Here is an 18656-nt window from a genome sequence, read left to right as displayed (position 1 = left end):
TCTTACGGTTGCAAAGAATTTTTCAGCCAATCGGGATTTTCTTGCATCCGCCGGAAAAGAGCCTGCATTTCCTTCGGATTCTGCTTCAGCAAAGCTTCGTACTGCTGTGGCAGTCTACCCGCCAAGAAAATTAGTTCCTCCTCATTGATGTCTAGATTCCGTGCTAGCGATCGGATTACCTCCTCTTTCGGGGCATAATCCGCGCGATCGTTCTCCAACTTCGATAAATATGTAAAATCCACACTTAGCATAGCCGCTAGCTCACGTTGTGAGAATCCTTTGTCCTTGCGAGCTTGACGGATGAGTCTTCCAAAGGTCTGTTCTAATGTCTGTTCCACGGTTTTTCGCCTCCCTCCAAGCATTCTAGCCTGTTTTGATGAAAAATTCAACAAAGCACTTGACGGGAAAATCAACATAGGCTAAACTAAGTTTAGTTGACGGTTTAATCAACAAAAAAAACCATACAGGTAGAGTCAAAAGCCCAAAACCGAAGACAAAACACGCTAGATACAGCCAGTGAATTGTCAAAACAATCAGAAGTGCGATCGGTCAAAACGCTTGTACTGAGAAAACAAGGAGGAACAGATAGCCAATGCTGAGAACCTGGACAGACACCCATTACAAGCTAGAAGACGACGACTGGCTATACATCGCCACCCACGAAGAACAAAACTCGGCCTCACTTGTTTGTCCGGGTTATGCAAGGGATGGCGAAGGCTTCAGCATCCACTTCACCCCAGCCCACCTAGAAATGTTAGAGCATTTACTCGCTGCGCTGCGGATAATTAAAGCTCAGCAAGAAGCGATGCTGGAATACACATATCCCGAACCAAAAAAAGCCAAACATCTCATTAGGTAATTGAAGGAAGAAGGAAGAAGAAAGAAGGAAGAAACTATTCCCAATGCCCAATGCCCGATTCCCAATGCCCAATTTGCTGTCAATCAATAATTAAAGGAAAAGACAATGACTAAAACACAAGAAAGACCAGTATTTTCAGTATTTGGAGCTAAACCTACCAACGCTTTACTCGTACCAGAAATTCCCATCGCCGTTCGTAACAATTGTCAAAGCGGACAGTGGACAATCGGCGATACCGATTATGGTAGTAAATGCTCCATGACAATCCTCAAATTCTCCAAATTCTTCGGCAGTTTAGGTCAAACTTCCCACACACTTTGGGGTCAACTCTGGTTTGTCGCCGAAACTGGCGAACTACCGCAAGGAGTTGTGATGGTAACATACATCAAAAACCGCAGTCTGAACGATTTTAATCGCTTAGTTGCCTCCGTTCAATCTCGCGGAGTAGAGCCAGCTACAGGTATCTTCATTCCCGAATTTACCAAACATTCCGGTCAAAAACCAGATGATAGCGGAGTAGTAAAACCAATCAATTACTACAGCTTAAAATGGTCTTGGATTGAGCGCAAAGACTGGGGAATCATTGACCAAGCCGCCGCAGTATTGTCCGATATGAGCAATCAATCTCGGATGATAGATTTGGAAGGAACGCGGCAAATGATCTGTTTGGACAATCTCCCTCCCCAGGAAGTTGCCTGTTTGATGGCAGCCCATGCTAACGGTGAAAATGATGCCCTTTCTTTGAACTCTAACGGCGCTATCTCACTGCCAGCAGCCCAAGATAAATCAACTGCCGACTTGTTCTAAATCTAGGGAAAGGGCGCGATTATATCTCGCCCTTTCCCTAGATTATTACTAATTTTAACCGATGCCGAAAATAACGAACATCCAAAACCCATCGCATCTGATAGAGAGCCGTTTGAGAGCAAATTTAGAGCTGATAGAACAAATTCGAGCCGATTCTATAAACGACATTGAAAGTCTCACAGAAATGTGCCAACACATGACTTTAGTTACAGAATCTATCCAGCAAAATTACCAAGCTTTATTGGTCCAGAATCAATTGCTAACAGGCAAACTTTTGAGTATAATTGACGAGTGTACTTGCCGGGAAGGGAAGCGCTGCGGGCGCTGTTTGGAAATTCTCAAAACTTTAGGAGGCGAAAATCTAGAACCCAAACCGGATGCAGTTCAAAAATACCAAACTCTCCTTACCAAACTCCGCAAGTTAGGATAGCTAAACACCTCTGTACACACAGAAATAAAAATTAGAATCAGGAGAAACCAGCATTATGACACTAGGAACAGCCAAAGAAAGCAAAGCCAAAATCCAGCAAAATTTTCAGCAAATTATAGCGGAAAGAAAAAAGATTGAATCGAAGGTAGAAACGAAAGAACAGTCAGCCGAAAAAGCCAAAAACCAACAACTCCTCGAAGTCGCTTCTACCTATACAATTGACAGTATTGTCAAAGGCTTAGCGGATTTGCAATTAGATTTTGGTAACATCATCAGCGGACTTTCGGAAAAATTAAATACGGAATCATCAAAATTAGATGAATTAAAGCGCGCCATTGAAATAGAAACAGCACAATTGCAACAATTGCAGCAAATCCGAGTTGTAGCAGATGCACTCTATATTTTAACCCAAGAACACCAAGAGAAAATAACAGCCTTAGAGCAAAGTGCAGCCCTTCAGCACGAAGTTATCGAAAAAGACAGGCTTCAAAAACGCAAAATTTGGGAAAAAGAACAACAAGAATTCGACGTAGCAGTTGCCGAACAAACTGCTCTAATACTCAAAGAACGTCAAGAGGAAGCAGCCGATTATCGCTACGAATTGGAACGCACTCGCAAAATTGAAACTGACGAATACGAAGAAAAGAAACGCAAACTAGAACGAGAATTGCAGCAATATACCCGCGAAAAAGACAAGAATTGGGTAGAACGTGAACAAGTCCTGAGTGACAATCAATCTGAGTTTGAAAAGAATCAAACTAAAGCAGCCGGATTTGAAGAAGAACTCAAACAGGCTTATATCAAAGCCAAAGAAGAAGCGATTCAAGAGGTTTCCCGCGAAGCTAAAGTCAAAGCAGATTTAGTGGATAAAGAATGGGAAGGAACTAAGCAGGGATATGAATTGAAAGTGCAATCTTTGCAGCAGACTATTGGGCGAAAAACTGAACAAATTGCGGAAATTTCGGCGCAACTGCAAGCTACGATGAAGCAAGCGCAAGATTTGGCAATGAAAGCTTTTGCTACTAAAGCTTAAAGATTAGAACTTCGGCGGTTTAAACCGCGACTACACAAGTGAAGTCCGCGGAGGCGGACTAAGAATTTGAAGTTAAATTCAGCAAAAATTGCCCAATTATTAGGAGATGAAAAGTTGTGAACAAAAAAGTAAGTGATAAGAGTACCAAGGCTGAAATTTTGGAAGCATACAAAGAAGCATCAGAAGCTAAGGCTGCTTTGGAATTGCAAGTGAAGCAGGTTAATAAAACCCCACCTGTCAATGTTTCTCAAAAGCAAACTGTAGTTCCAGACAAAGCTATTAGCGAGGTAAATAAACCAATGGTTTTAACTCAAACTCAACAAAAAATGCAGGCTACGATCGACAATTTAATTTTACTGCAATTTGGCTTCGGTGGTGCGGTCAGCGAATTGTCTGAAAAACTGACCTCCGAAGCGTCTAAACTGGAGGAATTGCGGCGGAATGTGGGTGAGGAAGTTCAACAACTGCAAGAGTTGCACAGTTTAGAAGATGTTGCGGAAGACACCCTGGATAATTTAATCCAAGAATACGAAGAAAGTGCGAAAACATTTACTGAAGAAATCAGCCAACAGCGAGAAACTATTGAACAGGAACTCCTGGAATTACGCAAAGCTTGGGAAAAAGAGCAACAACTGCAAGCCTTAGCAGTTCAAGAACGGAATGATAGCGAGCAAAAAATTCGCGATCGGGATGAAGAGTTGTATGATTATGATTTGGAGCTTCAGCGCAATCTGGATATCGAAGAATATGAACAGCGCCAGCAAAGGCTGTACAAAGAAATCGAAGAATTTAAGCAGGAACAGGAGAAACAGTGGGCGGAACGGGAGAAATCTATTGCGGAACGGGAAAAACTTTATGCTGAGGTGAAAGCAAAGGTGGAAGCTTTTCCGAAAGAACTGGAAGCTAATATCAAGAATGGTAAAGATAATGGTCGGAACATCGGCAATTATCAAGCTAAAGTGAAGGCGGATTTGTTTGCTAAAGATTTGGAAGGACAAAGGCAAAATTATGAACTGCAAATCCAAGGTATGTTGCAGACTATTCAAAATCAAGAGTCTCGGATTGCTAGTTTGTCGAAACAATTGGATTCTGCGTTGAAACAGGTGCAAGATTTGGCGGTGAAGGCGATTGAAGGTGCATCGAATTTGAATTCGTTTCAGGCTGTGAAGGAAATTGCGATCGAACAAGCTAAGACTCAGCAGAAAAATAAGTAGTTTTTAGGGATTTTAAGAGTTAGTTAGGTGGCTGTAGATACCCGATTTCTTTGAGAAGTCGGGTATCTGGGTATTGAATTGAAGAGATTTTTGCGATCGCCCGCGAACTGTGCAAATATATAAGTATTTAGGATTAGGACAACTGCTATGCTTGATACTAACAACTTCGATCCGCGCGACATTCCTATATATTCTATCCCTCAAGCAGCGCAATATCTCAGGCTGCGGAAGGATAGGTTGCGAGATTGGGTTGGTGGCTGGTTCTCGAAAACAAAAGCGGAAAAGCGCTTCTTTGAGCCACTGATTAAGTTACCTCACCCCCAAAATTTTGAACTGCTTCCCCAGTCCAAAACTACACTACTTTCTTTCACAAATTTGGTAGAGGTTCATGTCTTGATTGCCATTTTTAAGGCTACTGGCTTCTCCCGAAAACAACTTAGCACTGAACTCGACTACATCAACGATCATCTTTCGACTCCTCAATTATACGGTGGAATTGAGTTTCAAATCGAGGGAATAGCTCTTTTGTTTAAGAGATTCGGACAGAAGCTTGCAGCATCCGACAGGGAACAGGAAGCAAGACAGATTCTAAAAACTTATTTCGATCGCATTGTACGAGATGAAGCTGGATTACCCCTCAAACTCTACCCTTTCACGAAACTACCAGGTGCCGACGAACCTAAAACAGTGATGATTGACCCCAGAATCTCCTTTGGCCGCCCAGTTTTAGCTGGAACTGGCATTCCCACAGCTATGCTGGCGGAACGTTACAAAGCTGGGGATTCCATCGATGAACTTGCCGAAGACTACAATTGCGATCGGCTCCAAATTGAGGAAGGTATTCGCTGCGAACTTCCGCTAGTAGCAGCATGAATGAGATATTTTTCATAGACAGATGTTTAGGAAAGAAACTGGCAGATCCACTACGAAAGGCGGGGGCGACAGTAGAAATTCACGACGATCATTTTAGTCAAGATATCAATGATGAGGATTGGCTGAGGATAGTTGGAGAGCGCAATTGGGTGGTATTAACAAAGGACAAGAAAATCGCTAGCCGTCCTTTGGAGTTATTAGCCGTGGCTCAAGGCAATGTACGGCTTTTTGCATTTGTGGGCGGCGATGTTTCTGGAGTTGTAGTCGCACAAGCTTTTGTAAATGCCTTAGAAAATATGCAACGATTTATGCGGGGGAATCAAGCACCTTTCATCGCTAAGGTACACCAGTCGGGTAAAGTAACGTCCTGCAAAAACCAAAAGGAACTTTTGAAAAAGCTCCCTAAAAAAGCATCACTCGGCGATTGAAACTTTTTGACATTGAAATAGACAAACGAAGTCCGCCTCGGCGGACTAAGAGAAAGTGCCTATTCTGTTTTGTTAGGTGGGTTTACTTAGCTGGAATTAAGGCTTAAGAACGGTTTAAGAGTTTTCGTTTGTAGGAAATTTAGGAAACTTGCACTTTACCTCAATTGCTAAATTGCCTTCGGCTGAGCCTTCGGTAATATATGGAATGCCAGTTTTTCCCCCCATTTTGATAGAAAATTTTAGTGTCACTTCTTCTACTTCCGCCGCACCAAAATCTTTAAAAGCAGTGACAGCATACATAGCATAATTACGAATTAGCTGGCGAGCTTGCTGCATCCGGTTCATCGTCTCGCTTCCTATACCCCTTTGTTCATCAAAAGGACTATCGTCCTCTGACGTTGCAGTTTCGTCAATGGTGACTTCGTACACTTGTTTATGTTCTTCAAAGGCGAAACGTTCTATCATAATGTTACCTATTGTTAAGTTTATGTTGATTTTGCTTAAAGATCGAGCTTGCTTCCGGGAAGTTTAGTTATTATAGCGTTTAAAGGAAAACAACGGTTCAGGGTGTTTGTCAATTAAGCCAGTATTTTTAAGTTTAGGTGAAACTCAATGGCTCGTTATGCCCTGGTTATTGGTATTACTGAGTATCAAAGCTCACAAATGTCCCGTCTCCCGAAAGCTGCTAGTGATGCGGAGATTTTGGCGCAAGTATTAGAGCAGTATGGCGGTTTTGAGGTGAAGCGATTACCGGCACGATGGAATGCCGAAAAAAATTGTTTTGAAATCAGCGGAAATAAGACAGTTACAGCAACTGAAGTCGGTCAAGAGTTGAGAACTTTACTGTTAGATAGAGCTACTAAAAATGAAGCTTTGATTTATTTTGCTGGTCACGGGTTTACCTTCTGCGATAGTTTAGGACAGCAAAAGGGAGTTTTAGCGACTTCTGACTGTCAGGTGGAAATGGCTGGGAAGGAAGTTATTGACTATAAATATGGTATTTCTTTAGCAAGTCTCAACGATTTAATTCAGCAATCGGATTTGAGCAGTTTGGTAATGTTGTTGGATTGTTGTCATAGTGGTTATTTTTTAGAAAGTCAGCTTGTGCAGCGAACTCTGACGGCTTTCAGTACACAAAGAGATTATTATTTAATGGCGGCGTGCCGAACATTTGAGACTGCAAAATCTTTAAAAGGTGAACCAAATAGTTATTTTACAGGTGCTGTGCTGAAGGGACTGGCATCAGCAAATGCCGATCGCAATCTTCGTGTTAGTGGCGATCGTTTGTTCGATTACATCAGTGGGGAACTAAAGAGTTTTGTCCAAGAACCGATTCGGATGGGCTGGGGGCGCTGCATTACTCTAGTAACTTATCCGCAGTCAGAAATGCCTGCTAGTGAAATTAGTTTCGATCGCCAAAATCCCTATCTAGGACTTTCTGCTTTTGAAGCTGAACAAGAAAAGTATTTTTGTGGGAGGCAGGAAGCTGTTCGGATACTGATTACTCATTTGACAAATAGTCGTTTTATTCCTATTATTGGCTATTCTGGTTCTGGGAAATCTTCTTTAATTAAAGGGGGGTTGTTGCCAGAGTTAAGTCGAGATAGAATTCCTGGTAGCAGTCAGTGGCCTGTTGCATCTTTTACTCCTGGGAAGCATCCCCTAGGAAAGTTGGTGGATGTTGTAGCTCGGTATCGAGAGCGGAATGAGCCGTTTGTAATTTTTATAGATCAGTTTGAGGAGATATTTACGCTTTGTGAGGATGAATCTGAGCGAGGGAGTTTTATCCGTTTGATTGCAGAGGAGATGAATGATTCCGCGCGAAAGAGCCGGATGATTATTGCAATTCGTGGGGATTTTTTAATTCGTTGTACTAATTATCCAGATGTTTTAAATTTGATCAATCATATTCCGCCTAGCACTTATATTGTGAAGTCCCTAGGGATTAAGGAGTTGCCAGAGGCGATCGAGAAACCTGCCCAGTTGCATGGTGTTAAATTTGAGCAGGGGTTGGTATTGCAAATTGCTCAGGATGTGGCGGGTCAGCCTGGTGCGTTGCCTTTGTTACAATATGCTTTGAAAGAGTTGTGGCGAGTTTGTATTGAAAAACCAGAATTACCAGAGCCGTTACTGACGAGAAAGGGCTATGAAGATATTGGTGGTGTTGAAGGGGCTTTGGAAAATCGAGCTAATGCAATCTATGAAAGTCTTAGTGAGGGCGATCGCCTTTTTGTTCGCAAACTATTTATGGAGTTGGCGCAGTTGGGTGAGGGTACGGAGGTAACGCGCCGGCGGGTTGATTGGGGTAGAGTAAAGGACATCGCAGATTCTACTGAGCAGTTGGATCGGGTAATTGGGCTGTTGGCTGGGGCGCAGCAGCGTTTGATTATTGTGGATGAAAATACGGTGGAAGTGGCTCATGAAGCTTTGTTGTGTCAGTGGAAATTGGTGAGTAGTTGGATTGAAGAGGATCTGGAAAATATTCGGATTAGTCGGCGGTTAGAGACAGCTTGTCGGGAGTGGAAGGAAACTTATGGTAAGTCGGAGTCGGCGTTGTTGACGGGGGCGCGATTGGCGGAGGTGGAGGAGTGGGAGAAAAGGGTGCGGCAGAATTTGACTGGGGATGAGAGGGATTTTTTGGAGAAAAGTGTTGGTAGGCGCGATCGGCAGATTCAAGATGAAATCAAGATACTAGAAAGGGAAATAAAACTGACGGATGAAAAATATCAGGCTCAAAAGCAAAGGACTAGGTTGGCGATCGCATCTGGGATACTTTTAACCTTTACACTTGGCTTGGGATTACTTACCAATGTACTCGATGGACAGAAAAAACAACGGGAGGCGATGACTCTTGGAACCTTGGTTTCAACCTCTGAACTGTTATTGAAAGCTAATAATCAACTTGAAGCTTTAAAAACGAGTATAGAAGCACTGAAAAAACTGAGAGAGATAGGTAATTCTGATATAATTACATTATCTAAGCTTCAAACCGTAATCTACAGCGTGCAGGAACGCAATCGCTTGGAAGGTCATAAAGACGCGGTTACGAGCATAAGTTTTAGCCCTAGTGCTGGTATTCTTGCTTCTGCAAGTACAGATCAGAATATCAAATTATGGAATTTAGAAGGTCAGAACCTCAGAAGTTTTGCCGGGGCTTCAGGATCTAACAACATAATTCACGAAATTAAATTCAATTCTAAAAATGAAAACATAATTGCCTCTGCCAGTAATGACAGAGCTATAATCTGGACTATAAATGGACAAAGATTACATACTTTTTCCGAATTAAAAGGAACTGTATTTAGTGTTAGTTTTAGTTCTGACGGTAGCTTGATTGCTGTGTCAGATGCTGGCGGTGAGATAAAAATATGGGATACTAAAACCTACCAAAAAGTACAAGAAAAAATAGATAATCAGTTCCAAAGTAAAATATATAAAGTTACCTATATTTATAGAACTGATTTTAATCCTAAAGACAAAAGCTTTATTGCTTACGCAGGGTTTTTAGATGGTGGTAAGGTAAAAATTTGGAATTTAAAAACTAATACAACACAAATTTTAGGCGAACACCGAGGGATGGTAAATTCAGTAAAATTTAGCCCTAGTGGTAATCTTCTAGCTTCTGCTGGAGCTGATGGTAATATAAAAATTTGGTCGCTGAAACAAGGCGTAAAATTTATAGGAGAAATCAAGAGCAGCCAAGGTGAGTTATATGGTTTGGCATTTAGTAAAGATGAGAAGTTAATTCTCTCAGGAGGAAGTGACACAACCATAAAACTATGGTCTTTTGATGAGGTAATAAAGATGGGAAACAATAAAAAACCTTTAGAGATAGCTAATGAGACTGTGAAAGGGCACAAGGGTCAAGTCAATGCTGTACAATTTATCGATCGGACAAAGGATGATAAAATTACTATTGCATCCGCCAGTGATGATAGAAGCGTCAGAATTTGGCAAATAGACATTTTTCCCACAAAAAAGAAACTTAAAGAAAAAATAAAATTAGATGATTTGTTAGAAGATGGCTGTAAGATATTAAAGTCTTACTTAAAAAGTAGTCAAAAATTGAGTCCAGAAGAAAAGACAATTTGCGATCGTTGAGAACTAATCGTCAAATTTATTCTAGTAAAATTTAGGTTGACATACACAAAAAGAGTTCAAAACGTATGAATAAGTTAGAGGCTTCTTTGGAAGTTTTAATGCTGGGTATCTCTAGTGAGTTAATGAGTTCTAGGCAACCTCAAGAACAAGTCAGGCATACCCTAGAACTGCTGCAAAAGATTTACGTAAGAATTGACACAATAGAACAATCTCAATTAAATCAGGGGGTAGATTTGAGAAAATTCCGCTCTCTGTTGATAAACCTTTTAAAAATAACTGTTTTGAGGGAATCTTTTGCCACTATTGAAATTTCGCAAAAAATAGACAAACTACTAGAATATCTAGAAGCAATATATCAACAAATCCCCCTTGATTTTTGGGTGGAAAGTACAGATAACTTGAACAATCCTCCCTTGAACATAGATTCCCCAACGGATGGGACTTTTGATATTAGTTTTCCTCCTCTTAATTTAGGTACTAATCCTCCGTGGACTTTTAGGGGTAGCAACGAGAGAAGGGAGTTCACCGAATCTATTCATGGCACTGGCCCTCGTCCGGCTAGCAACGAGAGAAGGGAGTTCACCGAATCTATTCATGGCACTGATCCTTTTATGGCTAGCATTGAGGGAATGGGCTTCATCGACTCTACTCATGGCACTGCTCCTCAGTTATTGTAAAAACAGAGGTCTGAAAAAACGATCGCCCTTCAACCCCTCAAACCCTCAACAGCTATACTAAAACCAGCACCACAACCATCAAATAGCATGGTACAACAACTCACCCCCGAAACCAAACCAGAAATCATCTACCCAGACAGCGACGGAGAACCAATGGCCGACAATACCAAACAATTCCGATGGATTGTCACTATTACAGAAAATCTAGAAATCTTGTTTGCCAACATCCTAGATGTCTTCGTCGCCGGAGATTTACTTTGGTATCCCGTTCAAGGAAATAACAAAATTCGCCAAGCACCGGATGCAATGGTTGTCTTTGGTAGGCCAAAAGGTGACAGAGGTTCTTACCAGCAGTGGAAAGAAGATAATATCCCTCCTCAAGTCGCTTTTGAAATCTTATCCCCTGGAAATCTGGCTGGAAAGATGGGAGAAAAACTCCTGTTTTATCAACGCTATGGAGTAGAAGAATATTACATTTATGACCCAGACAATATGGAATTGAGTGGCTTTGTTCGCCATGAAGATTGGTTGGAACCGATCGCAGAAATGAATGGCTGGGTTAGTCCGCTGTTGCAAATTCGCTTTGAATTGACAGAGGATACTCTGGAAATTTATCATCCAGATGGCCGGAAGTTTCTCACTCCTGTGGAAATGGATCGAGTCAGGGAACAGGAACGTCAAGAGAAGGAAATTGCTCAATCTCTTGCCCAACAGGAACGGCAAGAGAAGGAAATTGCTCAATCTCTTGCCCAACAGGAACGGCAACGTGCGGATGAAGCGATCGCACAACTGGAACAAGAGCGACAACGTTATCAAGCTTTGCTACAACAAATACAGCAGCAAAGCATAGACTCGGACGCTAGTAATTAACATAATTAATCTAACTGTATCCATCTCTTTAGTCCAGTTTACCAACTGTCTACTCCCATCCTGACTACTTGAGGCTGAAACCCTATTTGTGTCGATCGCCTTTTTAGTTAAAACCCCGATCGCTCTGTGCACTTATTCAAACTGTCCCTATCTCTCCCGATCGCTTCTTTTATACTCTCTATTCTTGAAGTTAATCCACCCAAAGATATATTTAAACCGGAGAGATTATGGCACAACAAATTTTACGTCAAAAAGATACTAATGCTTGGATTTTACAGTGTTGGATTTCCTTTATTCTAGCCACTTCTACCACAGCGGTCGGTATCATTTACTTGCCAGTTGATGTCTGGGTAAAAAGTTTTATGGGTATGGGTTTGACTTTCTCGGTAGGTTCTTCTTTTACTTTAGCAAAAACGATTCGGGATAACAATGAGGCTACTAGATTGACTGCGAGAATTGATGAGGCTAGAGTTGAGAAAATTCTGGCGGATCACCATCCTTTGAAATAAGTTATGGCAGAAGGAAGAAGAACCCCCCCCTACCCCCCCCAAGGGGGGAATGAATCAAAACTTCTGCTGGGGGGAATGATATAAAATCCTCTCTTCATCCTTCTGTATTAAACTCTCTCTTCTCTTCCTTCGCGTCCTTCGCGCCTTCGCGGTTAAATCATTCCGGTTGTATCGGAATCAATCAGAACTTCCCAAGGGGGGGAATGAATCAGGGAAATAAAAATAGCCCGCAGTGGCGGGCTTTGTGTTTGTATTCTGATTGTGTGATGTTAATGGCCGTGTTTGGAGTTGCGATCGCCCAATTTCGCTTTTTGCCGCTGGCGAATACCGGCCCGAACTGTTGCCATATCCACCGGGAAGCCCACGACAGGAATTACCTGATCCTGGCGTTCCTTTTCCAGATTCTTGAGTTCGGTGTAATCTACCCAGTGAATGCAATTCACCGGACAAGTATCGATCGCCTCAGCAATCAATTCTTCAGAATCACCATCTTGTCGAACTACGCGCGATCGCCCATAATCCGGTTCAATGTAAAAGGTATTCCGAGCAACATGAGCGCAATGCTTGCAACCAATGCAGGTAATCTCATCAACGTAGACACCTTTTTGTCGCAACACGCCACCCAACTCTGGTTCAAAACCAGTGCGATCGGGCGCATCTCGCAAAAAACCACCTAACTCTGGTTCACAACCAGTGCGATCGCCCGCAGTCTCTATTTCAATTCCAGAAATCTCAGACATTTTCGACCTCTTCCAATAACAATAAGTCCGCAGAGGCGGACTTTAGATGGTGAATTTATTTGATTGTGCAGCCACTGTTTGAAGCTAGACGCATCTAAGCGCACCAGCGCTGTACTACCAAGCGAATCGAACCATCTTGATTTTGCTTTTGTTCAGAAACTTGGAAACCCTGTTTGGCGCTCTCATTCACCACCGTGTGGTAAGCATAGCGCTGAGTCACCTTATTCAGAAAACGGTCTACAGACCAAGCTTGCTGCCAAAATTGTAAGTCAGCGACTAATTCATATTCAGTCCCATTCCAGCTAAAACCTAAGTCATAGCCATTTTCCTGCTCAATAACCACCTCAGCGGTGCTAGTTAGTCCGCGATAACCCCGCACCTGTGTCGGGCCCGACTTCCAGTGGATACCCAAGTCGGTTAAAGCAGCTTCCAAAGAATTCAAATTGCGGATCTGGGTCTTAATTTGGCTAAAGTGTGACATGATGATTCCAAAAAAATTTAAGTGAACTCAACAAAAAAAATTACCAATCGCTAAAAGCCACTTGGGTTGTCGCTTCGGCTGACTGATGAACCGCTTGGGCAAAATATTCAGATGTAGACTCTTGATGAAGCACAACTCCAAGCTGAGCTTCGATCGCAGCCGTTACCTCAGCGCAGGATGCGCCAATAATGCCGGTGACTGTTTCCTGTACCCGGCCATCTGGATAAATCACAAACTCTAGTGTTTCCATGTATGTTATCGAACAGTGGCTGACTGAATAGGAATAGTGAGACTAGACATCGGTAGCACTAAGCTAAGGACGATGCCTGCGGGCGTCGCTTCTTGAGGTTGGCGTAACTCGCAAACCCCTAAATCAATTTTGACTAATTGATAGGTTGCGAGTCACAACTTCACAAAAGTTATTAATATCTAGAAGCTTTACGTCAGTTATGTGTAAAGTTTCGCGTACTTTGTGACATCAGTCAATGGGATTTTAGATTTTAGATTATTGTAGAGGCGATCGCCCAGGAGCGAGAAAAATATGCACAGTTTATCAAAAATGTCAATAAGTTTGAGATTTGATACGCCCTCAGATGGTCTTGAGAGGGCTAGATATGTTGTTAAAATGATGAGTACACCTGAATAATTTTTAGCAGAGGCGCGATCGCGATGACCGTTGCATCCCAAAAAATGAGCTTGGAAGAGTATCTCAACTTTGATGACGGTACAGATACTCGGTACGAACTGGACAATGGAGAATTGATTGTCATGCCCCCAGAAAGCGATCTGAATCAGCGAATTGCGATATTTCTATTGGTCTACTTTGCAAAACAGGGTATTCCATCTCATCGATTGAGAGTTGGCGCTGAAATTGTGGTGAGTAGTTCGCGGGCTGGGAGTCGTTTACCGGATTTGATGGTGCTATCGGAGGAATTGGCTACGGCTTTGGAGGGAAGTAGCCGATCGACTATTATGATGGATATGCCACCACCATTGCTGGTAGTAGAAGTGGTGAGTCCTCATCAAGAAAATCGAGATTATCGCTACAAACGTTCTGAGTATGCGGCGCGAAGAATTCCAGAGTATTGGATTGTGGACCCCATACAACAGCGAGTGACGGTGTTGGAGTGGGTTGAGGGTTTGTATGAAGAGGTTGTGTATACGGGTGAGAATGCGATCGCCTCCCCTGTGTTGGGCGTGTTGGAACTAACGGCTTCACGACTATTGCAAGGGCGTTGAAAAAGTGGGTGATCTTCAATTTTAGATGAGTTAGAAATATTGTTAAAATGATGAGTAAACCTGAATAATTTTTAGCAGAGGCCTGGTTGCTATGACCGTTGCATCCCAAAAAATCAGCCTGGAAGAGTATCTGAACTTTGATGATGGTACAGATACTCGGTACGAACTGGACAATGGAGAACTGATTGTTATGCCCCCAGAAAGCGAACTCAATCGCCGAATTGCCTCATTGCTATATATATACTTTGCACAACAGGGTATTCCATCTCATCGATTGACGATGAAGACTGAAATTGTGGTGAGTAGTTCGCGGGCTGGGAGTCGTTTACCGGATTTGATGGTGCTATCGGAGGAATTGGCTACGGCTTTGGAGGGAAGTAGCCGATCGACTATTATGATGGATATGCCACCACCATTGCTGGTAGTAGAAGTGGTGAGTCCTCATCAAGAAAATCGAGATTATCGCTACAAACGTTCTGAGTATGCGGCGCGAAGAATTCCAGAGTATTGGATTGTGGACCCCATACAACAGCGAGTGACGGTGTTGGAGTGGGTTGAGGGTTTGTATGAAGAGGTTGTGTATACGGGTGAGAATGCGATCGCCTCCCCTGTGTTGGGCGTGTTGGAACTAACGGCTTCACGACTATTGCAAGGGCGTTGAAAAAGTGGGTGATCTTCAATTTTAGATGAGTTAGAAATATTGTTAAAATGATGAGTAAACCTGAATAATTTTTAGCAGAGGCCTGGTTGCTATGACCGTTGCATCCCAAAAAATCAGCCTGGAAGAGTATCTGAACTTTGATGATGGTACAGATACTCGGTACGAACTGGACAATGGAGAACTGATTGTTATGCCCCCAGAAAGCCAACTCAATTGCCGAATTGCCTCATTGCTATTTGCTCTATTCTTGCAACAGGGTATTCCATCTTATCGATTGATGATGAAGACTGAAATTGTGGTGAGTAGTTCGCGGGCGACGACTCGTTTTCCCGATTTGATGATACTATCGGAGGAATTGGCTACGGCTTTGGAGGGGAGTAGCCGATCGACTATTATGAGTGATATGCCGCCACCATTGCTGGTAGTAGAAGTGGTGAGTCCTCATCAAGAAAATCGAGATTATCGCTACAAACGTTCTGAGTATGCGGCGCGAGGAATTGCGGAGTATTGGATTGTAGACCCCATACAACAGCGGGTGACGGTGTTGGAGTGGGTTGAGGGTTTGTATGAAGAGGTTGTGTATAGGGGTGATAGCGCGATCGCCTCCCCTGTGTTGGGCGTGTTGGAACTAACGGCTTCACGACTATTGCAAGGGCGTTGAATTTAAAGTGCGATCGAGAATCTGCAATAACAAAAATTTAATTTTGTGTTTGAGATTAGTGAGAAATATTGCTAAATTTTAGATATATATTAATTTATTTAGGGTGTGAGAAATCCCTGGATCAGACAGAATTAAGTCGCTCATTTCTAGCTATAAGATGCTAGATATAGTGTTACCATATCGCCCAAAACAACATCTCCAACAGCCACGATCCGCCCGATCGAGCTAAAATCCCAAATCTGAAATCTCAAATCCGATGACCGATGACTTCCTTAAAAGCGATTTAAGATAGAGAGAATAAGATCAACCAAAAATCCACATGACATCAACCCTGCTCAAATCCTCCTCCCGATCGCCCATCAATGCTCCCACCATCCGCCATTTCCCCAACGGCCTCACCGTCATCGCCGAACACTTACCCGTCGATGCCGTTAACCTTAGCATTTGGGTAAACTTGGGCTCCGCCGTCGAATCCGACGAAATCAACGGGATGGCTCACTTTTTAGAACACATGATTTTCAAGGGAACTCCCAGTATTCAAAGCGGAGAATTTGAGCGGGCGATCGAACAACGTGGCGCAGTCACCAATGCAGCCACCAGCCAAGATTACACAAACTACTACATCACCACAGCCCCGAAAGACTTTGCCGAACTAGCCCCTCTGCAAGTAGATGTGTTGCTAAATGCCAGCATTCCCGACGATGCCTTCGATCGCGAAAGACTGGTAGTCTTAGAAGAAATTAGGCGCTCCGAAGACAATCCCGGCCGCCGCACCTATCAGCGATCGGTCCAACTAGCCTTTGAATCCCTACCCTATCGCCGTCCCGTCCTCGGCCCTAGCTCGGTGATCGAAAACCTTACCGCCCAACAAATGCGCGATTTCCACCGCAGCAGATATCAGCCCAGCGCCATGACAGCAGTGGCTGTAGGGAATTTGCCTGTGGATCAATTAATTCAAATTGTGGCAGACAGTTTTTCGGCAAAAAGCACAGCACAAAACGGCAACATAGACATCGCTGCTGCCAAAAATGACTCAACACCCCAAACCCCGACATACTTTCCAGAATCGCCCTTGACAGAAACAGTCCGCCGCGAGTTTGTCGATTCTGCCCTCCAGCAAGCCAGACTGATGATGATGTGGCGAGCACCCGGTTTTGTTGACATCTCCGAAACCTATGCCCTAGACGTTTTAGCCACTATTTTAGGTCACGGGCGCACAACTCGCTTAGTTCAAGAGTTGCGAGAAGATAAGGGGCTAGTCTCGTCAATTTCTGTGAGCAACATGACTCAGCGACTAGGCGGTGTTTTCTCAATTTCCGCTCACCTGGTGCCGGAAAACTTGGCAGAAGTCGAAGCAGCCATCGTCCGACATATCCGCACCCTGCAAACTGAACTGGTGACAGATGCTGAAATTTCCCGCATCCGCACTCAAGTGGCAAATCGGTTTGTCTTTGGTAACGAAACTCCCAGCGATCGGGCAAGTTTGTACGGCTACTATCAGTCGATGGTAGGAGATATCGCTCCCGCCCTCAACTATACCGCTTGCATCCAAGCTCTGACTCCCACCGATATCCGGGATGCCGCCGTCAAATATTTGTCTCCCGATGCGATCGGCATACTGATCGTTCGCCCTTCCTGATTTTGCAGTCTCCCCTTGAAGGTTTTGTATCGAATCATGAATACAAAGCCTTTAACATAGGGGCGATCTACAAAATTATCGTAATTTTCTGAGAGGATAAGCTTGGAATTATTACACATGGGTGGGCAAGGATGAAATTACAAAACTTTCTAAAATCCCAAATGAGGTACGATGTCAAGGCGATCGCGGCTGACGACGAACTCAGTCGCCAAATTCAAAGTCGCCTGATTGACTTGGGTTTACTCAAACCCCCCGTAGACGGCTTATTTGGTCCCCTCTCTACCGCCGCTCTCCATCGGTTTCAAACCCTGATGAAGTGCGGCGAACTTGGTTTTTTGGGAGCAGTCACAGCCGAAAAGCTGATCGAGACCAAAAAGGGAGACATTCCCACACCTCCGATCGTCCTAAAAATCCTCAAAGACACAGTTTTTAAAGCAAAACCTCTGGCAACTTCTCAACTTCTTGAGGCGGAAAAACAATCAATACCAGCGGGAAAAGAGTTTGAACTGATTGCTTTTGCTCCCATTCGCGGCCACCTGAGAATTGCACTGCGCAACCAGTCCTTTAAAGGTTCGGGGATTTGGTATGTTTTTGGGCCACACGCTCAAGTTACTCAAGAAGGTGTGGTGCTCTATCCCAAAATAAATCCACCCACTGTCAGACTGGGAGTTCCTTACCGCTCCCAAATGGATAATTTTTACAATCCCAGTGGTTCTTGTAATGTAACTTCCATAGCAATGTGTCTGGATTTTTTGAGAATTCCACGACGCAAAAAAACCGGGCAATTTGAGGACGAACTCTACGAATATGCGATCGCCAAAGGTTACAGTCGCTGGGAACCGTTGGATTTAGCAAAGATTGTCAAAGATTACGGCGCTCAAGATTACTTTACAGAAAATGCAACAATTCAGGACTTAAGAGATTGGCTAGCCAGTGGCAATCCCGCTGTCATCCACGGATATTTCACCTCTTTCGGTCATATTATAGTTGTAGTAGGTTATGACAGCGATGGATTCTTTGTGCACGACCCCTATGGAGAGTGGTTTGCCAGTGGCTATGACACCAGTGTCAGCGGTTCCTACTTGTATTATTCCGAGCGTTTAATCCGCAACGTCTGTATGCCAGACGGAAATTTTTGGGTTCATTTTATATCCAAATAGTCATTAGTCATTAGTCATTAGTCATTAGTCATTAGTCATTAGTCATTAGTCATTAGTCATTAGTCATTAGTCATTAGTCCTTGGTCATTAGTCATTAGTCATTAGTCATTAGTCATTAGTCATTAGTCATTAGTCATTAGTCATTAGTCATTAGTCATTAGTCCTTGGTCATTAGTCATTAGTCATTAGTCATTAGTCATTAGTCATTAGTCATTAGTTATTAGTCATTAGTCCTTGGTCATTAGTCATTAGTTATTAGTCATTAGTTATTAGT

General features: G+C 43.1%; 21 protein-coding genes. 16 read left to right on the top strand and 5 right to left on the bottom strand.

Annotated elements, in window-relative coordinates:
• Positions 1–2 precede the first annotated feature (2 nt).
• Complete coding sequence (locus AAFP14_RS17275; protein WP_340525634.1) at positions 3–338, bottom strand: helix-turn-helix domain-containing protein; 336 nt, start codon at positions 336–338, stop codon at positions 3–5.
• Positions 339–592: 254 nt separating this feature from the next.
• Between AAFP14_RS17275 and AAFP14_RS17270 the strand changes: the two genes are divergently transcribed.
• The 7 genes from AAFP14_RS17270 to AAFP14_RS17240 all read left to right on the top strand — a co-directional run bounded on the left by AAFP14_RS17270 (position 593) and on the right by AAFP14_RS17240 (position 5644).
• Positions 593–859, top strand: coding sequence for a hypothetical protein (locus tag AAFP14_RS17270; protein WP_340525636.1), 267 nt, complete (start codon positions 593–595; stop codon positions 857–859).
• Between the two features lie 105 nt (positions 860–964).
• A complete protein-coding gene (locus tag AAFP14_RS17265) occupies positions 965–1666 on the top strand; it encodes a hypothetical protein (RefSeq protein WP_341733474.1) in 702 nt (233 codons plus the stop codon).
• A 61-nt stretch (positions 1667–1727) separates the two neighbouring features.
• A complete protein-coding gene (locus AAFP14_RS17260; protein ID WP_341733473.1) occupies positions 1728–2096 on the top strand; it encodes a hypothetical protein in 369 nt (122 codons plus the stop codon).
• Between the two features lie 55 nt (positions 2097–2151).
• Entirely contained in the window at positions 2152–3129 is a 978-nt protein-coding gene (locus AAFP14_RS17255; RefSeq protein WP_341733472.1) for a hypothetical protein, read from the top strand.
• 116 nt (positions 3130–3245) lie between these two features.
• The gene (locus AAFP14_RS17250) at positions 3246–4343 is read left to right on the top strand and encodes a coiled-coil domain-containing protein (protein WP_341733471.1); all 1098 of its coding nucleotides are present in this window, start codon (positions 3246–3248) and stop codon (positions 4341–4343) included.
• A gap of 147 nt (positions 4344–4490) precedes the next feature.
• Positions 4491–5216 (top strand): DUF433 domain-containing protein, encoded by a 726-nt coding sequence (locus AAFP14_RS17245; RefSeq protein ID WP_341733470.1) that lies wholly within the window; start codon positions 4491–4493, stop codon positions 5214–5216.
• Positions 5213–5644 carry a PIN-like domain-containing protein gene (locus AAFP14_RS17240; RefSeq protein WP_341733469.1) on the top strand — a complete coding sequence of 144 codons (432 nt, stop codon included), beginning with the start codon at positions 5213–5215 and terminating at the stop codon, positions 5642–5644. The genes AAFP14_RS17245 and AAFP14_RS17240 overlap by 4 nt, the downstream gene beginning before the upstream one ends.
• A 114-nt stretch (positions 5645–5758) precedes the next feature.
• On the opposite strand, the gene AAFP14_RS17235 is transcribed toward AAFP14_RS17240, so the two are convergent.
• A complete protein-coding gene (locus tag AAFP14_RS17235; protein WP_341733468.1) occupies positions 5759–6109 on the bottom strand; it encodes a CU044_2847 family protein in 351 nt (116 codons plus the stop codon).
• Between the two features lie 147 nt (positions 6110–6256).
• Between AAFP14_RS17235 and AAFP14_RS17230 the strand changes: the two genes are divergently transcribed.
• The 4 genes from AAFP14_RS17230 (at position 6257) to AAFP14_RS17215 (ending at position 11801) form a co-directional block, all read left to right on the top strand.
• Entirely contained in the window at positions 6257–9745 is a 3489-nt protein-coding gene (locus tag AAFP14_RS17230) for an nSTAND1 domain-containing NTPase (RefSeq protein WP_341733467.1), read from the top strand.
• 65 nt (positions 9746–9810) lie between these two features.
• Positions 9811–10422: a hypothetical protein gene (locus AAFP14_RS17225; protein WP_341733466.1), complete on the top strand. Its 612-nt coding sequence runs from the start codon at positions 9811–9813 to the stop codon at positions 10420–10422.
• Positions 10423–10509: 87 nt separating this feature from the next.
• Complete coding sequence (locus AAFP14_RS17220; protein ID WP_341733465.1) at positions 10510–11292, top strand: Uma2 family endonuclease; 783 nt, start codon at positions 10510–10512, stop codon at positions 11290–11292.
• 227 nt (positions 11293–11519) lie between these two features.
• A complete protein-coding gene (locus AAFP14_RS17215; RefSeq protein WP_341733464.1) occupies positions 11520–11801 on the top strand; it encodes a YiaA/YiaB family inner membrane protein in 282 nt (93 codons plus the stop codon).
• A gap of 269 nt (positions 11802–12070) precedes the next feature.
• Here AAFP14_RS17215 and AAFP14_RS17210 read toward each other — a convergent pair whose 3' ends face one another.
• From AAFP14_RS17210 to AAFP14_RS17200, 3 genes are all read right to left on the bottom strand, one after another.
• Positions 12071–12541, bottom strand: coding sequence for a ferredoxin (locus AAFP14_RS17210; protein ID WP_341733463.1), 471 nt, complete (start codon positions 12539–12541; stop codon positions 12071–12073).
• A 94-nt stretch (positions 12542–12635) separates the two neighbouring features.
• The gene (locus AAFP14_RS17205; protein ID WP_341733462.1) at positions 12636–13022 is read right to left on the bottom strand and encodes a DUF1257 domain-containing protein; all 387 of its coding nucleotides are present in this window, start codon (positions 13020–13022) and stop codon (positions 12636–12638) included.
• A 40-nt stretch (positions 13023–13062) separates the two neighbouring features.
• Complete coding sequence (locus tag AAFP14_RS17200; RefSeq protein WP_341733461.1) at positions 13063–13272, bottom strand: DUF2997 domain-containing protein; 210 nt, start codon at positions 13270–13272, stop codon at positions 13063–13065.
• Between the two features lie 419 nt (positions 13273–13691).
• On the opposite strand from AAFP14_RS17200, the gene AAFP14_RS17195 reads away from it, so the two are divergent.
• The 5 genes from AAFP14_RS17195 (at position 13692) to AAFP14_RS17175 (ending at position 18382) form a co-directional block, all read left to right on the top strand.
• A complete protein-coding gene (locus AAFP14_RS17195; RefSeq protein ID WP_341733460.1) occupies positions 13692–14261 on the top strand; it encodes a Uma2 family endonuclease in 570 nt (189 codons plus the stop codon).
• 91 nt (positions 14262–14352) lie between these two features.
• A complete protein-coding gene (locus AAFP14_RS17190; RefSeq protein ID WP_341733459.1) occupies positions 14353–14922 on the top strand; it encodes a Uma2 family endonuclease in 570 nt (189 codons plus the stop codon).
• A gap of 91 nt (positions 14923–15013) precedes the next feature.
• Positions 15014–15583 carry a Uma2 family endonuclease gene (locus AAFP14_RS17185; RefSeq protein ID WP_341733458.1) on the top strand — a complete coding sequence of 190 codons (570 nt, stop codon included), beginning with the start codon at positions 15014–15016 and terminating at the stop codon, positions 15581–15583.
• 319 nt (positions 15584–15902) lie between these two features.
• A complete protein-coding gene (locus tag AAFP14_RS17180) occupies positions 15903–17222 on the top strand; it encodes a M16 family metallopeptidase (RefSeq protein ID WP_341733457.1) in 1320 nt (439 codons plus the stop codon).
• A gap of 131 nt (positions 17223–17353) precedes the next feature.
• Positions 17354–18382, top strand: coding sequence for a C39 family peptidase (locus AAFP14_RS17175; protein WP_341733456.1), 1029 nt, complete (start codon positions 17354–17356; stop codon positions 18380–18382).
• The last annotated feature ends 274 nt before the right edge of the window (positions 18383–18656 follow it).

The sequence above is a fragment of the Microcoleus sp. EPA2 genome (assembly GCA_020882975.1).
GTDB lineage: Bacteria > Cyanobacteriota > Cyanobacteriia > Cyanobacteriales > Microcoleaceae > Microcoleus.
Note: the sequence above shows the minus strand (reverse complement) of the source record. Positions and strands in the feature narration are given on the sequence as shown.

Excerpts from the sequence above, each read along its gene's own strand:
- AAFP14_RS17230 (WP_341733467.1), top strand. The coding sequence starts at position 6,257 with ATGGCTCGTTATGCCCTGGTTATTGGTATTACTGAGTATCAAAGCTCA.
- AAFP14_RS17180 (WP_341733457.1), top strand. The coding sequence starts at position 15,903 with ATGACATCAACCCTGCTCAAATCCTCCTCCCGATCGCCCATCAATGCT.
- AAFP14_RS17240 (WP_341733469.1), top strand. The coding sequence starts at position 5,213 with ATGAATGAGATATTTTTCATAGACAGATGTTTAGGAAAGAAACTGGCA.
- AAFP14_RS17205 (WP_341733462.1), bottom strand. The coding sequence starts at position 13,022 with ATGTCACACTTTAGCCAAATTAAGACCCAGATCCGCAATTTGAATTCT.
- AAFP14_RS17270 (WP_340525636.1), top strand. The coding sequence starts at position 593 with ATGCTGAGAACCTGGACAGACACCCATTACAAGCTAGAAGACGACGAC.
- AAFP14_RS17185 (WP_341733458.1), top strand. The coding sequence starts at position 15,014 with ATGACCGTTGCATCCCAAAAAATCAGCCTGGAAGAGTATCTGAACTTT.
- AAFP14_RS17190 (WP_341733459.1), top strand. The coding sequence starts at position 14,353 with ATGACCGTTGCATCCCAAAAAATCAGCCTGGAAGAGTATCTGAACTTT.
- AAFP14_RS17265 (WP_341733474.1), top strand. The coding sequence starts at position 965 with ATGACTAAAACACAAGAAAGACCAGTATTTTCAGTATTTGGAGCTAAA.
- AAFP14_RS17235 (WP_341733468.1), bottom strand. The coding sequence starts at position 6,109 with ATGATAGAACGTTTCGCCTTTGAAGAACATAAACAAGTGTACGAAGTC.
- AAFP14_RS17225 (WP_341733466.1), top strand. The coding sequence starts at position 9,811 with ATGAATAAGTTAGAGGCTTCTTTGGAAGTTTTAATGCTGGGTATCTCT.
- AAFP14_RS17255 (WP_341733472.1), top strand. The coding sequence starts at position 2,152 with ATGACACTAGGAACAGCCAAAGAAAGCAAAGCCAAAATCCAGCAAAAT.
- AAFP14_RS17245 (WP_341733470.1), top strand. The coding sequence starts at position 4,491 with ATGCTTGATACTAACAACTTCGATCCGCGCGACATTCCTATATATTCT.
- AAFP14_RS17215 (WP_341733464.1), top strand. The coding sequence starts at position 11,520 with ATGGCACAACAAATTTTACGTCAAAAAGATACTAATGCTTGGATTTTA.
- AAFP14_RS17220 (WP_341733465.1), top strand. The coding sequence starts at position 10,510 with ATGGTACAACAACTCACCCCCGAAACCAAACCAGAAATCATCTACCCA.
- AAFP14_RS17200 (WP_341733461.1), bottom strand. The coding sequence starts at position 13,272 with ATGGAAACACTAGAGTTTGTGATTTATCCAGATGGCCGGGTACAGGAA.
- AAFP14_RS17210 (WP_341733463.1), bottom strand. The coding sequence starts at position 12,541 with ATGTCTGAGATTTCTGGAATTGAAATAGAGACTGCGGGCGATCGCACT.
- AAFP14_RS17175 (WP_341733456.1), top strand. The coding sequence starts at position 17,354 with ATGAAATTACAAAACTTTCTAAAATCCCAAATGAGGTACGATGTCAAG.
- AAFP14_RS17195 (WP_341733460.1), top strand. The coding sequence starts at position 13,692 with ATGACCGTTGCATCCCAAAAAATGAGCTTGGAAGAGTATCTCAACTTT.
- AAFP14_RS17260 (WP_341733473.1), top strand. The coding sequence starts at position 1,728 with ATGCCGAAAATAACGAACATCCAAAACCCATCGCATCTGATAGAGAGC.